The organism is Rhodococcus sp. NPDC003383, assembly GCF_053589115.1.
The window spans coordinates 58274-73098 of sequence record NZ_JBSFRG010000031.1; the positions used below are offsets into that span (position 1 = coordinate 58274).

General features: G+C 68.1%; 11 protein-coding genes. 9 read left to right on the top strand and 2 right to left on the bottom strand.

The window, feature by feature from the left end; translation table 11 throughout:
- Positions 1 to 91: 91 nt before the first annotated feature.
- Both ACWDTS_RS22940 and ACWDTS_RS22945 read left to right on the top strand, forming a co-directional pair.
- Positions 92 to 1201, top strand: coding sequence for an NDMA-dependent alcohol dehydrogenase (locus ACWDTS_RS22940; protein WP_197256295.1), 1110 nt, complete (start codon positions 92 to 94; stop codon positions 1199 to 1201).
- A gap of 119 nt (positions 1202 to 1320) precedes the next feature.
- Positions 1321 to 1584, top strand: a complete 264-nt coding sequence (locus ACWDTS_RS22945; RefSeq protein ID WP_450111234.1) for a GlsB/YeaQ/YmgE family stress response membrane protein — start codon at positions 1321 to 1323, stop codon at positions 1582 to 1584.
- A gap of 135 nt (positions 1585 to 1719) precedes the next feature.
- On the opposite strand, the gene ACWDTS_RS22950 is transcribed toward ACWDTS_RS22945, so the two are convergent.
- Positions 1720 to 5289, bottom strand: coding sequence for a patatin-like protein (locus tag ACWDTS_RS22950; protein ID WP_450119091.1), 3570 nt, complete (start codon positions 5287 to 5289; stop codon positions 1720 to 1722).
- Between the two features lie 149 nt (positions 5290 to 5438).
- Positions 5439 to 6083, bottom strand: coding sequence for an SACE_7040 family transcriptional regulator (locus tag ACWDTS_RS22955; protein WP_197256301.1), 645 nt, complete (start codon positions 6081 to 6083; stop codon positions 5439 to 5441).
- Positions 6084 to 6185: 102 nt separating this feature from the next.
- On the opposite strand from ACWDTS_RS22955, the gene ACWDTS_RS22960 reads away from it, so the two are divergent.
- From ACWDTS_RS22960 to ACWDTS_RS22990, 7 genes are all read left to right on the top strand, one after another.
- Complete coding sequence (locus ACWDTS_RS22960) at positions 6186 to 7790, top strand: carboxyl transferase domain-containing protein (protein WP_308200851.1); 1605 nt, start codon at positions 6186 to 6188, stop codon at positions 7788 to 7790.
- Positions 7791 to 7795: 5 nt separating this feature from the next.
- Positions 7796 to 9892: an ATP-binding protein gene (locus tag ACWDTS_RS22965; RefSeq protein ID WP_450119092.1), complete on the top strand. Its 2097-nt coding sequence runs from the start codon at positions 7796 to 7798 to the stop codon at positions 9890 to 9892.
- A 9-nt stretch (positions 9893 to 9901) separates the two neighbouring features.
- The gene (locus tag ACWDTS_RS22970) at positions 9902 to 11062 is read left to right on the top strand and encodes an acyl-CoA dehydrogenase family protein (protein ID WP_248676065.1); all 1161 of its coding nucleotides are present in this window, start codon (positions 9902 to 9904) and stop codon (positions 11060 to 11062) included.
- Entirely contained in the window at positions 11059 to 11577 is a 519-nt protein-coding gene (locus tag ACWDTS_RS22975) for a MaoC family dehydratase (protein WP_197256307.1), read from the top strand. The genes ACWDTS_RS22970 and ACWDTS_RS22975 overlap by 4 nt, the downstream gene beginning before the upstream one ends.
- Positions 11578 to 11582: 5 nt before the next feature.
- The gene (locus ACWDTS_RS22980; protein WP_197256309.1) at positions 11583 to 12437 is read left to right on the top strand and encodes an HpcH/HpaI aldolase/citrate lyase family protein; all 855 of its coding nucleotides are present in this window, start codon (positions 11583 to 11585) and stop codon (positions 12435 to 12437) included.
- Positions 12438 to 12668: 231 nt separating this feature from the next.
- The gene (locus ACWDTS_RS22985; protein WP_197256311.1) at positions 12669 to 13019 is read left to right on the top strand and encodes a hypothetical protein; all 351 of its coding nucleotides are present in this window, start codon (positions 12669 to 12671) and stop codon (positions 13017 to 13019) included.
- Between the two features lie 384 nt (positions 13020 to 13403).
- Positions 13404 to 14825 (top strand): condensation domain-containing protein (locus tag ACWDTS_RS22990; protein ID WP_450119093.1); only part of this gene is annotated, 1422 nt, incomplete at its 3' end.

Sequence of the window (14825 nt, forward strand, 5' to 3'; positions counted from 1 at the left end):
GCGTACTCTCCGACCACCGGGCAATCGATGTGATCCATGACACACTGAGTCGGGGGGTGACCGGTCGGTTGTCGATCCGAGGAGATGAACGATGAAGACCAAGGCGGCAGTGCTGCTCGAAACTGGACGACCCTTCGAAATCATGGAACTCGACCTCGACGGGCCCGGCCCGGGCGAAGTCCTCATCAAATACACCGCAGCGGGTCTGTGCCATTCCGATCTGCACCTGACCGACGGCGACCTGCCGCCGCGTTTCCCGATCGTCGGTGGCCACGAAGGCTCCGGCATCATCGAGGAAGTCGGGCCGGGCGTCACGAAGGTCAAGCCCGGCGACCACGTCGTGTGCAGCTTCATCCCGAACTGCGGCACCTGCCGCTACTGTTCCACCGGCCGGCAGAACCTGTGCGACATGGGCGCCACGATCCTCGAAGGCTCCATGCCCGACGGAACCTTCCGGTTCCACTCCGGTGGTAAGGACTTCGGTGCCATGTGCATGCTCGGCACCTTCTCCGAACGCGCCACCATCTCGCAGCACTCGGTCGTCAAGGTCGACGACTGGCTGCCGCTCGAAACCGCGGTGCTCGTCGGGTGCGGGGTTCCGTCCGGGTGGGGCACCGCCGTGTACGCCGGGGATGTGCGACCCGGCGACATCGTCGTCATCTACGGAATCGGCGGACTCGGCGTCAACGCCGTGCAGGGTTCGGTGCAAGCAGGCGCGAAGTACATCGTCGTCGTCGACCCGGTGGACTTCAAACGGGACACGGCCCTGAAGTTCGGGGCGACTCACGCGTACGCGACGGCCGAGGAGGCCGCGGAGAAGGTCAGAGAGCTGAGCTGGGGGCAGGGCGCCGACGCCGCGCTGATCCTCGTCGGGACCGTCGACGAGGAAGTCGTCTCGGCGGCCACGTCGGTCGTCGGCAAGGGCGGCACCGTGGTCATCACCGGCCTGGCTGATCCGGCGAAGCTGACGGTGCACGTGTCCGGGGCGGAACTGACCCTGTTCCAGAAGACCATCAAGGGATCACTGTTCGGCTCGGCCAATCCGCAGTACGACATCGTGCGCTTGCTGCGGCTGTACGACGCCGGGCAATTGAAACTCGACGAGCTCATCACCACGAGGTATACGCTCGAAGAGGTCAATCAGGGTTATCAGGACTTGCGGGACGGAAAGAACATCCGGGGCGTCATCATCCACGCGTGAGCGTCGGTGCGGGAACGATTTGCACGAATTTTCCCGGCTGTTCCGGTCGTGTCGCTATCTTCATGATCATCGGTGACATACCGTCCGTATGGCTCATGTAGGACGGAAAGGAGCTCGCAATGATTGGCAACATCATCGGGACGATCATCTTCGGTGCGGTCATCGGGGTGCTCGCCCGCTTGGTGATCCCGGGCAAGCAGGCGATGGGCTGGGTGATCACCGTCGTGCTCGGCATCGCGGGCGCCCTGATCGGCTACTGGGTGTGGGAGGGTCTGCTCGACAAGGGCAACACCAGCGGTATCGACTGGATCCGCTGGTTCATCTCCATCGCCGCAGCCGCCGTGCTGACGCTCGGCTACACCTCGCTGACGAGAAACAAGTAGCGCTTCGGCGCACGCGCCGACCGGATTCGCGCTACAACCGAATTCCACGGTCGCCGTACCGCTCCTCGATCGGAGCGGTACGGCGACCGTGCGTGCAGAGCCGGGGTGAGGGACATCGGCGCTCGTCCACGGTGGTCACGCGGTCTCCGGGGATGGCTCGGCCCGCCGGACGGACAGGGCGACGAGCAGCGCCCAGAACGCCATCGCCAGCAGAATCCACACCAGAATCAGGGTTCTCCACGCCGGGTTTGGGCCGATCGGGTCCATCCCGGCGGATTCCGTACCGTACAGGTTCGTGAATCCCCAGATCGCTGCGGCCGATACACCTGCCGACGCGAGGACGGCGCCGACGGGCAGCATCCATCGGACTCCTCGTTCGTGCGCGCGCCACGCGTAGTGCCAGGCGGTGAACTGCGAGGCGACCATCGGTGCTGCCACAGCGACGGCTGCCGCCGCAGCACCCGCGGGCCAGGGCCAGCTGCTGCTGGGTATCTGCCAGTCCCGCCCGACCCACAGCAGGATCCCGATCGCGGCGATCCCCAGGACCCCCACCGTGAAGCGGGAATGACGCCATTTCCAGAATCTGTGCGTCGCACACACCAGAACGAGCACCATGCCGAGCAGTGCGGGTAGCTGTGCAAGGGACATCGCTCGGCCGGTCATCATCGCGGTGAGCATCCCGAGCGCGAGCATCGACACCAGCATTCCCCACGGCGCGAGGATGGCCAGGAGCAGCGGCAGGATCGCGAGCGGTCCCGCGGTGACACTGGTCGCGGCATAACCGAGTTTGCTCTTCCAACCGGCGGGGAACAGCGCACCCAGACCCACCAGCGCCAGTTGCAGCTGCGTCCGGCGCAGATCCGGACGGCGCAGGAGGTCGGAGACCGATTCGTCGCCGACGTCCGCGAGGAGTTTCAGCGCCGGCTGCGGATCCTCCGCCACCGTTCGAGCCGGTGTGCGCAACTCGCGGCCGGTCGAGCTCGGGGGCCGGTCCTTTCCGGACTTGCGCTCGTGTAGTTGTCGGAGGTGCTCGAGTTCGTGCTCGAGGATGTCCCAGTGCAATCGTGTGGTGATCGCGTCGACGACTTTCTCCGGTGGGTTGTCGGCGTACATGCCGTTCACCCATTCACGGTTGAGCAGATCGCGGAACGGGCCGCGTTCGGGGGCACCGGCGAAGAACAGTGTGCGCAGCTTCTCGGCATCGATGTTCGCGGTGCGGTCCCGCGTGGCGACGAGGCGAACCAGACTCTGGGCGCTGTCCATCCGCCCCCACAACCAGTCGTTCTGGCGCCACCGCGCACTGAGAAACGCGGCGAAGTTCCCGATCTGATTTCCGTTGAGCTTGCGCGAGATTCGTTCGGTTTCCTTCAGCTTCTCGCCGTAGATCCGATCCTCGAGCGGGCTCTGCTCTGCGGCGGATGCGACCACCAGCTTGGGTGCGACCGAGGCTCCCAGCGGATCCGGCCGCGACGGGCCGGTGACGATCTCCAGGCGGCACAGCGTGCGGTCGGCCCGCGCTGTGTCGGTGGCGCGCCGCAGGACCGTGAGGAGGGGGTCGATCCGGACCGATCCGGGCGGAAGGAATCGGTTGACGAGATCAGCGACGGATACCGTCTGCGCGACGATTCCGTCCCACAGGGCTCGGTAGGGATCGGCCTTCCAGGTGACCGCGTCCGGGGGTGTCCGCGGCGCCGGCGGCACTCCCGCGGCGGCGGCCGCTGCGTGCCGCGTCCACGTGCGCCAGTGCGATCGCTTCGTACCGCGGTCGGGAAATGCTTCGGGATACTCGAAATCCGGTTTGTTGGACGCCTTTTCGAGCAGGGAGTCGGGCTTGCGCCAGGGTTCGCGGGTGATGGTGTCGAGCAGGACGCGGTCGCGGTGGGCAACCGTCACCTCGCAGGTGAAGCGCAAGGTGTAGATCTCCTTGCGCAGTTCCGACATCTGTTCGCGGAATTGCTCGTCCTGTTCCCGGAATTGTTTGTCCAGCTCGTCGAAGCGCTCGGTGTCCCGCGGGTAGGGGTTCTGCCGTGTCGCCTCGAATTGCCTTCGCGCCGTCTCGGTTTGCCGCAGCGCATGCAGCAACAGCGTGACTGCTCTCGCGGCGACCAGTGGGGTGCGTGCGCAGCACCCGACGTTCGATTCGCTCACTCTCTCGTCCGGCAGGACGAGTTTCTTGGCGTCCGCGTCGCCGACGGGGGCGAGGGGTCCACCTTTGGACTGGTCGTAGGCTGCGAACGCCGCGAGCAGCGGCTGTTCGGTATCGGGGATCGGCAGGGGGTCCAGGCCGACGATTGTGAGGGGCGCACTCGCCAGTCGCTGCAGCCTGCGTACTTCGGCGCACCCCACGGCCGCTCGATAGGCGTCGATCTGTTCGATGCTCGGGGCGCGCTCCGGTGCATCGAGGTCGGGATCGATGCCGAGAAGGACAGCCAGCTCGCGACGTTCCGCGGCGACGAGCTGGCGGAGGTTCTCCTCGTCGTCGAGGATGGATTCGGAGTTGTTCTTCAGCTGTGAGGTCTGGAACAGCGACCGCAGCATTCGCGTGGCAGAGCGGGTCTGCGGCGGATTCTCCACATGGTTACCGGGATCCGGTTGCAGGTAGAGCAGCCACCGGTTGACGGCCTGGTCGGCGGGCATTCCCGCGACCGCGCGTACCGCCCAGGTCAGCGGAACGTTGTCGAGCACCCCGCCGTCGATCAGCTCGATGCCGGAGTCGTTGGGATTACCTGTATCGGAGCGTGTTTCGGAACTGACGCCGTGGACGTTGGGTGCGCCCGTCTCTCGCGTCAGGGACTTCTTCGGGTGGGGGTTCACGGTCGCGGGTTCGAATGCGCCGGGGAACGACGACGTGGTGCGCGCGACGTACGCCATCTGTTCGGCGTCGTCGAAGTCGTCGAAACCCTGCAACTCGCGGGAGCGACCCTGGTAGCGGAATCGGAAGAACGCTCGCGACTCGGTGGCACCGAGGCGGGGGCCGGCACCGGGGAACACGGCGTCGGTACGTGGCCGCAGCCGTGTGGCGGTGACGAGCAACCGGAGGGGATGGTTCGCCTGTGCGCACGGAACGCCGTCATTGTCGAGCTGTTCGAGCGCCTTCCGGACCTGAGGGAAGAAGTAGTCGTCGCCACGCAGCAGCGACTCGTGCCCGTTCCACAGCGGCCGCCGGGCCAGGTCGCCGAGGTCGCCCAGCCGCAGCCACATGTCTCGGACGTCGTCCCCGAAGCCGGCTCCGCGCGCGAGGTGCCACCCGAGCAGGACACCGTTCAACCCGCCGGCGCTGGTGCCCGCGATGACGTCGATCTCGACCGGCTCGCTGTATCCGCATTCCTCCAGCAATGCTTTGTAGACCTTCGCGCCGGCGGCGCCGTCCACGAATTCGTCCGGGATTCCGAGAGAACCCTGTCGCAGTCGGACCAGCTCTCGGCAGGCCCCGCCCATCCAGACCGCCAAGCTCACGCCGCCGCGCATCGCCACGGCGATGCGGAGTTGGCGAGCGTAGGTCTGGGACGAGTCGTGACAGGTGGCCGTTGCTCGCGATGGCTGATCCGCCGGGGCCGGAAGTGCCTGGGGAGCGAAGGATGCTTCGTAGGGTGGAGGTGGCAGGGCTTCGGGATCCGGCGGGTATTCCCGTCCGTTGCGCCGGCTGCGGCCGGATTGTCGGCTCGGGAGTCCGAGCGTTGTGAACAGCCATCGTGGCGCGCACATGGAACGACCCCTTTCGTCGGGACATCTGCCGGGCCGGCCGGTCCCGCCGATCGGTCGGCGCCGATTCGAGTGTGTCCTCCGAGGTCGCTCCGGGGCACGAGTAGTCGACTACCCGAATTCCGTGCCCCGTCCGTCGTGTCCGCAGATGCTCAGCTGCCCCCGGAGCGCAGCGCGGCCAGCGCCATCCGCCGCAGCACCACGCGCGCCGCGGTGGGGGAGTAGGGGATCGCGCTGTGGGGCGTGGAGTTGATGAGCCCGAACGTCGCGTGCGCCATCGTGCGCGCGTCGGATTCGCGCAGCGTCGGATCGATCCGCCGCAGCACGTCCACCCAGATCTCGACGTAGCGGCGCTGCGTCTGCCGTACTTCGCGGCGCGCGTCGTCGGGCAGCGACTGCAGTTCGCGGTCCTGGACACGGATGAGGTCGGGTTCCCCGAGCGCGAAGTCGAGGTGGAAGTCGACGAGCCGCACGAGCGTGCGCTCCGGGTCGGTGGTCTCGGCGGCGACGGCCGTGCCGCCCGCGAGCAGCCGGCGGCTGATGTCGACGAGCAGTTCGACCAGCAAGGCGTCCTTGTTGGGGAAATGCCGGTAGACGGCGGGACCGCTGATGCCGACCGCGGCGCCGAGGTCCTCGAGCCGCACGCCGGCGAATCCGCGCTCGGCGACGAGCCTCGCCGCGGCCTGCAACAGCTGCCGCCGCCGATCCGCTTTCGCCTGGCTGCGCCGGGTCAGGGGCCGCTCTTCGGGTGGGAGCGTGGGGGCCTCGGGGGCGTCCTGCACGTCGGGCTCCGACATCGCTTCCCCTTCCGTTTCGTGTGTGGTCTGGACAACTCAGTTAATCACAGTTAACCTCGTTTTCAGTTATCGAAGATTAACTCCAGTGACGAGGACGAGCCTGTGACAACCCCTCGAACGACTCTCCCCACCCACCGCGACCAGCACCTCGCGCTCGTCGGTGAGCTGCGGGAACGCCTCGCGGCCGCCGCGCTCGGTGGCAACGAGAAGTCCCGCGATCGCCACGTCTCCCGCGGTAAGCTGCTGCCCCGCGACCGCGTCGACGCTCTGCTCGACCCGGGCAGCCCGTTCCTCGAGATCGCGCCGCTCGCCGCGAACGGCATGTACGACGACGAGTGCCCCGGCGCGGGCATGATCGCCGGCATCGGCCGGGTCTCGGGACGCGAGTGCGTGATCGTCGCCAACGACGCGACGGTCAAGGGCGGCACCTACTACCCGATCACCGTCAAGAAGCACCTGCGGGCGCAGGAGATCGCGCTGCAGAACAACCTGCCGTGCCTCTACCTCGTCGACTCCGGTGGCGCGTTCCTGCCCCGGCAGGACGAGGTGTTCCCGGACCGCGAGCACTTCGGCCGCATCTTCTACAACCAGGCGACGATGAGCGCCAAGGGGATTCCGCAGATCGCCGCGGTCCTCGGTTCCTGCACCGCCGGTGGCGCGTACGTGCCGGCGATGAGCGACGAGGCCGTCATCGTCCGGAACCAGGGCACCATCTTCCTGGGTGGGCCGCCGCTGGTGAAGGCCGCGACCGGCGAGGTGGTCACCGCGGAGGAGCTCGGCGGCGGCGACCTGCATTCGAAGGTTTCCGGTGTCACCGACCACCTGGCCGAGGACGACCGCGACGCGCTGAACAAGGTCCGCGAGATCGTCTCCACGTTCGGTCCGCGCACCCCGCGCCCGTGGGATGTGGCGCCGACGTTCGCGCCGGCCACCGACCCGTCCGATCTGTACGACGTGGTGCCGACCGATTCCCGGACCCCGTACGACGTGCGGGAGGTCATCGAGCGGGTCGTCGACGGTGATCCGACGGGGCCGGGCTCCAGCTTCAAGGAGTTCAAGGCCGAATACGGCAAGACTCTGGTCACCGGTTTCGCGCGGATCCACGGCCACCCCGTGGGGATCGTCGCGAACAACGGCGTGCTGTTCGGGGAATCCGCCCTCAAGGGAGCTCATTTCATCGAGCTGTGCGACAAGCGGTCGATTCCGCTGGTGTTCCTGCAGAACATCTCCGGCTTCATGGTCGGCCGCGACTACGAGGCCGGGGGCATCGCCAAGCACGGCGCGAAGATGGTCACGGCCGTCGCGTGCGCACGGGTGCCGAAGCTGACCGTCGTGGTCGGCGGGTCCTACGGTGCGGGCAACTATTCGATGTGCGGCCGGGCGTACTCGCCGCGGTTCCTGTGGATGTGGCCCAACGCCCGGATCTCGGTGATGGGTGGTGAACAGGCTGCATCCGTCCTCGCGACCGTCCGTTCCGAGCAGCTCGACGCGTCGGGCAAGCCGTGGTCGCCGGAGGACGAGGAGGCGTTCAAGGCGCCGATCCGCGAGCAGTACGAGGCGCAGGGCAATCCCTACTACTCGACTGCGAGGTTGTGGGACGACGGCATCATCGACCCCCTCGATACCAGAGAAGTTCTCGGCCTGGCCCTGTCGGCGTGCGCGAACGCGCCGCTCGAGCCGGTCTCCTACGGCGTCTTCCGGATGTGAGTGAAATGAGCATGAACGAAACTGCCGGTGGCCCCGGCCTGTTCGATACCGTTCTGGTCGCCAACCGCGGTGAGATCGCGGTCCGGGTGATCCGGACGTTGCGCCGCATGGGGATTCGTTCGGTGGCCGTCTACAGCGACCCCGACGCCGGAGCCCTCCACGTCCGGGAGGCGGACACCGCGGTGCGGCTCGGACCCGCCGCCGCCCGCGAGAGCTACCTCGACATCGCGAAGGTGATCGACGCGGCCCGCACCTCCGGTGCACAGGCGATCCACCCGGGATACGGCTTCCTGTCGGAGAACTCGGCGTTCGCGCAGGCCTGCGCCGACGCCGGGCTGATCTTCCTGGGCCCGCCCGCCAAGGCGATCGAGACGATGGGCGACAAGATCACCGCGAAGAACGCCGTCTCCGCGTTCGACGTACCCGTCGTCCCCGGCATCTCCCGGCCGGGTCTGACCGACGACGAACTGATCGCCGCCGCCGGCGAAATCGGGTTCCCGGTGCTGATCAAGCCGTCCGCCGGTGGTGGCGGCAAGGGCATGCGCCTGGTCACCGAACCGGGTCAGCTCGCCGACGCGCTGGCGTCGGCACGCCGTGAGGCCGCCTCCGCGTTCGGCGACGACACGCTGTTCCTGGAACGGTTCGTGCAGCGGCCCCGCCACATCGAGGTGCAGATCATCGCCGACACCCACGGCAACGTCGTGCACCTCGGCGAGCGCGAATGCAGCCTGCAGCGCCGCCACCAGAAGGTCATCGAAGAGGCGCCGTCGCCGCTGCTCGACGAGGCGACCCGGGCTCGCATCGGCGAGGCCGCGTGCAACACGGCCCGCAGCGTCGACTACACCGGCGCCGGCACCGTGGAGTTCATCGTCTCCGCCGACGCTCCCGACGAGTTCTTCTTCATGGAGATGAACACGCGCCTGCAGGTCGAGCACCCTGTCACCGAGCTGGTCACCGGACTGGATCTGGTCGAATGGCAGGTGCGGGTCGCGGCCGGCGAGCCGCTCGGCTTCGAGCAGGACGACATCACCCTGACCGGGCACGCGATCGAGGCCCGCGTCTACGCCGAGGACCCTGCGCGCGGCTTCCTGCCGACGGGTGGCACGGTGCTCGGCTTGGATGAGCCCGGCGGGGCGAGCGCAGCGACGGGGAATGACACTGTGATCGGCATCCGAGTCGATTCGGGCCTGCGTGAAGGCACCGTCGTGGGCAGCGACTACGACCCGATGCTGTCCAAGGTCATCGCGCACGGTCCGGACCGGGCGTCCGCGCTGCGTCGTCTCGACCGTGCCCTGTCCGAGACCGCAGTGCTCGGCGTCGTCACGAACATCGACTTCGCGCGGTTCCTGCTCGCCGACCCGGACGTGAAGGCGGGGGCTCTCGACACAGGGCTGCTCGACCGCCGGCTCGGGGACTACGAAGCCCCGGGCACGCCCGACGAGGTGCTCGTCGCAGCCGCTGCCCACCACTGGCTGCAGCGCTGGCCCGCCGCGACGACCGCGGCGCCGGTCGACCCGTGGGACCGCCCCAGCGGCTGGCGCGTCGGCACCGCGGCTCCGACGACCATCCGGTTGCAGACCCCGACCCGCACCGACCACGTGCACATCACCGGCACTCCCGGTGCCGCGACCGCCCGCATCGAGGACGGCCCGGAGCGCCCGCTCACCGCGGAACTCGACGGGGCGGTCCTGAACATCACCCTCGACGGCCGGCGTTCGGTGTTCCGCGTCGCCGCCGACGACGATCACGTGTGGCTGGCCGGCAACGGCGGCACGTGGCCGGTGCGTGAGGCCCGCGAACCGAACATCCGCGGCGCGGACGCCCACGCCGGGGAAGCGGAGCTGACCAGCCCCATGCCGGGCACGGTCATCGCCACCCCCGTCGAGGCCGGTGCCACGGTCACCGCAGGCACCACGGTCGTGGTCGTCGAGGCCATGAAGATGGAGCACGCCCTGACCTCGCCGGTCGACGGCACCGTCGAACTGCTGGTCGCCGCCGGCGATCAGGTCAAGGTCGACCAGCTCCTCGCACGCATCGTGCCCGTCCACACCGACACCGCAGTTCCTTCCGACGCCGCAGTTCCTTCCGACACCGAGAACTAGGACCGCCCCATGAGCAGCTACCTCTCCACCGGCCAGCTTCCCGACGACTACCGGGATCTGAAGAACACCGTCGCCGAGTTCGCGCGCACCGTCGTCGCGCCGGTCGCCGCCGAGCACGACGCCAACCACACCTTCCCGTACGAGGTCGTGGCGGGCATGGCCGAGCTGGGCCTGTTCGGCCTGCCCTTCCCCGAGGAGTACGGCGGCCAGGGCGGCGACTACTTCGCCCTGTGCCTGGCCCTCGAGGAACTCGGCAAGGTCGATCAGTCCGTCGCCATCACCCTCGAGGCGGGCGTCTCGCTCGGTGCGATGCCGATCTACCGCTTCGGCAACGAGGAACAGAAGAACAAGTGGCTGCCGCAGCTCGCCGCGGGCCGCGCGCTCGGCGCGTTCGGCCTGACCGAGCCGGGCGCAGGCAGCGACGCGGGCGGCACCAAGACCACTGCGAAGCTCGACGGCGACCAGTGGGTGATCAACGGCAACAAGCAGTTCATCACCAACTCCGGCACCGACATCACCGAGATCGTCACCGTCACCGCCGTCACGGGCGAACGTGACGGCAAGAAGGAGATCTCCACGATCGTCGTTCCCACCGACACCCCCGGCTTCACCGCCGAACCCGCATACAACAAGGTCGGGTGGAACGCTTCGGACACGCATCCGCTCACGTTCTCCGACGTGCGGGTGCCGGCCGAGAACCTGCTCGGTGAGCGCGGCCGCGGCTACGCGAACTTCCTGCGGATCCTCGACGAGGGCCGTATCGCTATCGCAGCGCTGTCCACCGGTGCGGCGCAGGGATGTGTCGACGAGTCCGTCAAGTACGCCAAGGAACGCGAGGCGTTCGGCCGGCCCATCGGCAGCAACCAGGCCATCGCCTTCAAGATCGCGCGCATGGAAGCGCGGGCGCACACGGCCCGGACCGCCTACTACGACGCGGCAGCCCTGATGCTCTCCGGCAAGCCGTTCAAGAAGCAGGCTGCGATCGCCAAGCTCATCGCGTCCGAGGCGGCGATGGACAACGCGCGCGATGCCACCCAGATCCACGGCGGCTACGGCTTCATGAACGAGTACCCGGTGGCGCGGCACTACCGCGACAGCAAGATCCTCGAGATCGGCGAGGGCACCACCGAGGTCCAGCTGATGCTGGTGGCGCGGGAGCTGGGCCTGTGAGCACCCCGCCCGCGAACAACACGGAAGTCACCAAGCGCGTCGTCCAGCGGGGCCTGTGGTTCGAGGAGTTCGAACTCGGCGCCGTCTACGAACACCGGCCCGGCCGCACCGTGACCGAGGCGGACAACGTTCTGTTCACGACGCTGACGATGAACACCCAGGCCCTGCACCTCGATGCCGCCTACAGTGCCGGCACCGAGTTCGGCGAGCCGCTGGTCAACTCGATGTTCACGCTGTCCACCCTGATCGGCCTGTCCGTCGCGCAGCTCACCCAGGGCACGATCGTCGCCAATCTCGGCTTCTCGGAGGTCAAGTTCCCGCATCCGGTCCGCCACGGCGACACCATGTATGCGGAAACCCTCATCACCGACAAGCGCGAGTCGAAGTCCCGGCCGGGGCAGGGCATCGTGACGTTCGAACACACCGCCCGCAATCAGCACGGCAAGGTGATCGCCGTCGCGGTGCGGCAGACTCTCGTCCAGAAGCGGCCGGTCGATCCGGCGCAGGAAGGTTGACGACGATGAGCACCATTCCGGGCCCTGCGTGGCTGTTCTGCCCGGCGGACCGGCCCGAGCGGTACGGGAAGGCCGCGGCGATCGCCGACGTCGTGATCCTCGACCTCGAAGACGGTGTCGCGCACGCCGACAAGGACTACGCGCGGCGCTGCCTCGTCGACACGCCCCTCGATCCCGAACGGACCGTGGTGCGGGTCAACCCGGTGGGTACCGAGGAGCACGCCGAGGATCTGAAGGCGCTCGCGAAGACCGCGTACACGCGGGTGATGCTCGCCAAGTGCGAGTCCGCGGAGCAGGTCACCTCCCTCGCCCCGCGTGAGGTGGTCGCGCTGATCGAGTCGCCGGCCGGCGCCCTCGCCGTCTCGGAGATCGCACTCGCCGCCGGCACGATCGGCGTCATGTGGGGTGCGGAAGACCTCGTCGTCGGGTTGGGCGGTCAGTCCAGCCGCCACGCGGACGGGTCGTACCGCGACGTCGCGCGGCACGTTCGTTCGTCGGCGCTGCTCGCGGCGAAGACCTACCGCCGGTGGGCGCTGGACTCGGTGTACCTCGACATCAAGGACCACGACGGCCTGCGGGACGAGACGCTCGACGCCGTCGCGGTCGGCTTCGACGCGAAGGTCGCGATTCACCCCGGCCAGATCGAGGTCATCCGCCAGGCCTACGCCCCGACCGAGGAAGAGGTCGAGTGGGCGCGACGCGTGCTGGCCGCGGTGCCCGAGGAACGCGGGGTGTTCCAGTTCGAAGGAAAGATGGTCGACGCACCGGTGCTGCGGCACGCCGAGCAGATCCTGCACCGGTCCGTCGAAGCCCGCGTGCAGGGACATGCCCCGACGGGCGGGAAGGACGCGCGACAGTAGCGTTCAGGGCCCCCGGGAGCGTTCGAGGCCCCGGGCCTCGAGGGCGTCGCCCCGGCCGCTACCGGAACCCCGGTTCCGAGCGGCGGGGCGGCGCCCTACGCGTGCTGGATCGGTCCCTCGCCACGATCCGGAGCCGACCGGTCCGTATCGCGACCGGTGGGGTGACCTCGGACACGTGCTGAGCGTGACCTAACTGGACAAAACGCCGGCGTCGATGCTCGGATGACGGGCATGGACGTCGCCATCAAGATCTTCCTCATCCTGCACTTCATCGGCCTCGCCGGCATCATCGGCAGCTGGCTCGCCGTGGTGAAGGAACCTCGTGTCGTGACCGGCATGCTGCACGGCGCGATCCTCCAGCTTGTGAGCGGCCTCGCCCTCGTCGGTCTGCGCGAGGCACAGGACGTGGTTGAGCTGAACCACATGAAGATCGGCGTCAAGCTCGTGGTCGCCGTGGTGATCCTCGTCCTCGCGATCGTGGGCCTCAAGAAGGAGAAGCAGAACCCGGGATCGACGGGTGCTCTCGCCCACACGATCGGCGGTCTCGGCATCCTCAACGTGATCATTGCGGTGCTCTGGTGAGCAGGTGACGAGAAAACGCGACCTGTGTCGCTACTGCTCGGTAGATTCACTCCCGCGGGGTTCGGCGCGCAGCGTCGGGTCCCGTGCGGTCGTTTCGGCGGCAGTGTTCCCAGGCGGTAGATTGGGGCGATGTGCGTGCGCCGAATGCCCACCTCACCGCCCCGGTACCTCGGGGCGGTCTTCGGCGTGCGGGGGGAGGCGGACAGGGGTCCGTGCAGGGTAGGCGCAGGTGCGCCGATGAAACAGAGTTGGACCGACCGGCAATAGACGATAAGCAGCGGTTGCTCTTGTGCGAGTAGCGGTCGGTTCCTGTGCCCTCTCGGGCGAGGAACAGGGCGTTTGTGGTGTGGGGAACTCGAAGATGTTCCGGAAACGAGGTAACGGTTGGACCCGCGAGAAATCGACGGAATCGACAGCGCTGATCAGGCGTTGCAGGGGGACGCATTCCCGCTTTCCCCGGCGCAGCTCGGATTGTGGTACGCGCAGCACCGTAACCCGTCCGTCGCGATCAACAACGCGCAGTACGTCGACCTCCGCGGGGACCTCGACACCGAGGTGCTCGAAAGGGTCAGCCGGATCGCCGCAGGCGACCTCCAGTCCGGATTCGTTCGGCTCCTCGAGATCGACGGGGTGCCCCACCAGATCGTCGACCCGTCCCTCGACACCCCCCTCGAGCTCGTCGACCTGCGGGATGCTCCCGATCCGGAGAAGGCGGCCGAAGAGTGGATGCGCGCCGAGTACAGCCGGCCCATCGACATCGTCGACGACCGGCTGATCGTCGCCGCCGCGCTCCGGCTCGAGGACTCCCGCTACTACTGGTATGCCCGGGTGCACCACGTCGTGCTCGACGGCTTCGGCGCCATGAACTTCATGACGCGCGTCGCGGAGCTCTACTCGGCCGCGGTCGAGGGTCGTGAGCCGGAACCCCTCGAGGTCGGGGACCTCCCGGACCTGCGCGAGGCCGAGCTGGCCTACCGCAACAGTCCTCGCTTCGAACGGGACCGCGAGTACTGGCGCGAACGCATCGCCGGACTCGACAGCGCCGTCGGCCTGAGCCACCGGATCGCTCCGCCGGCGGCCCGCAAGGAGCTCTCCTCGGCCACGTTGTCCGAGAGCTTGGCCACACGGTTCGACGCCGCCGTCGAGCGCAACGTCACCATCCGGTCCACGTTCCTCATCGCGTCGGTCGCGGCCTTCCTGTCCCAGATGACCGGACGGGAAGAGGTCGTCCTGAGCCTGCCCGTGACGGGCCGGACCACCGCGCTGACCCGGCGATCGGGCGGCATGCTGTCCAACATCGTGCCGCTGACCGTGCGGGTCGGGCACGACACGACCGTCGCCGAGCTGATCTCCGAGGTGCAGGTCGCGGTCGCCGGGGCTCTGCGGCACCAGCTGTTCCGCCACGAGGACATCCGCCGCGACTCGGCGGATCCGAACGGGGGCCTGTTCGGGCCCCTCGTGAACGTGATGCTGTTCCACGGCGGCATCCCCTTCGGCCCCATCCTGGGCGAGCTCACGATCCTGTCGACCGGCACGGTCGAGGATCTCGGCATCAACTTCTACGAGAACGTCAACGGCACGCGCCTCAACATCGACTTCGAGGCCAACCCCGACCGCTACACGGCGGAAGAGAACTCTGCGCACCACGCGCGCTTCCTGGACTTCTTCACGGCGTTCGTCGATGCCGACCCGTCCCTGCCGGTCCGCTCCGTCCCGTTGTTGGGTGCTCAGGAGCGGGCGTTGGTGTTGGAGTCGTGGAACGACACGGCGCATGAGGTGGATTCGGCTGCGACGCTGGTCGATCTG

Coding starts and splice junctions, on each gene's coding strand:
- ACWDTS_RS22965 (WP_450119092.1), top strand. CDS start 7,796: ATGAGCATGAACGAAACTGCCGGTGGCCCCGGCCTGTTCGATACCGTT.
- ACWDTS_RS22940 (WP_197256295.1), top strand. CDS start 92: ATGAAGACCAAGGCGGCAGTGCTGCTCGAAACTGGACGACCCTTCGAA.
- ACWDTS_RS22970 (WP_248676065.1), top strand. CDS start 9,902: ATGAGCAGCTACCTCTCCACCGGCCAGCTTCCCGACGACTACCGGGAT.
- ACWDTS_RS22950 (WP_450119091.1), bottom strand. CDS start 5,289: ATGTGCGCGCCACGATGGCTGTTCACAACGCTCGGACTCCCGAGCCGA.
- ACWDTS_RS22955 (WP_197256301.1), bottom strand. CDS start 6,083: ATGTCGGAGCCCGACGTGCAGGACGCCCCCGAGGCCCCCACGCTCCCA.
- ACWDTS_RS22945 (WP_450111234.1), top strand. CDS start 1,321: ATGATTGGCAACATCATCGGGACGATCATCTTCGGTGCGGTCATCGGG.
- ACWDTS_RS22985 (WP_197256311.1), top strand. CDS start 12,669: ATGGACGTCGCCATCAAGATCTTCCTCATCCTGCACTTCATCGGCCTC.
- ACWDTS_RS22980 (WP_197256309.1), top strand. CDS start 11,583: ATGAGCACCATTCCGGGCCCTGCGTGGCTGTTCTGCCCGGCGGACCGG.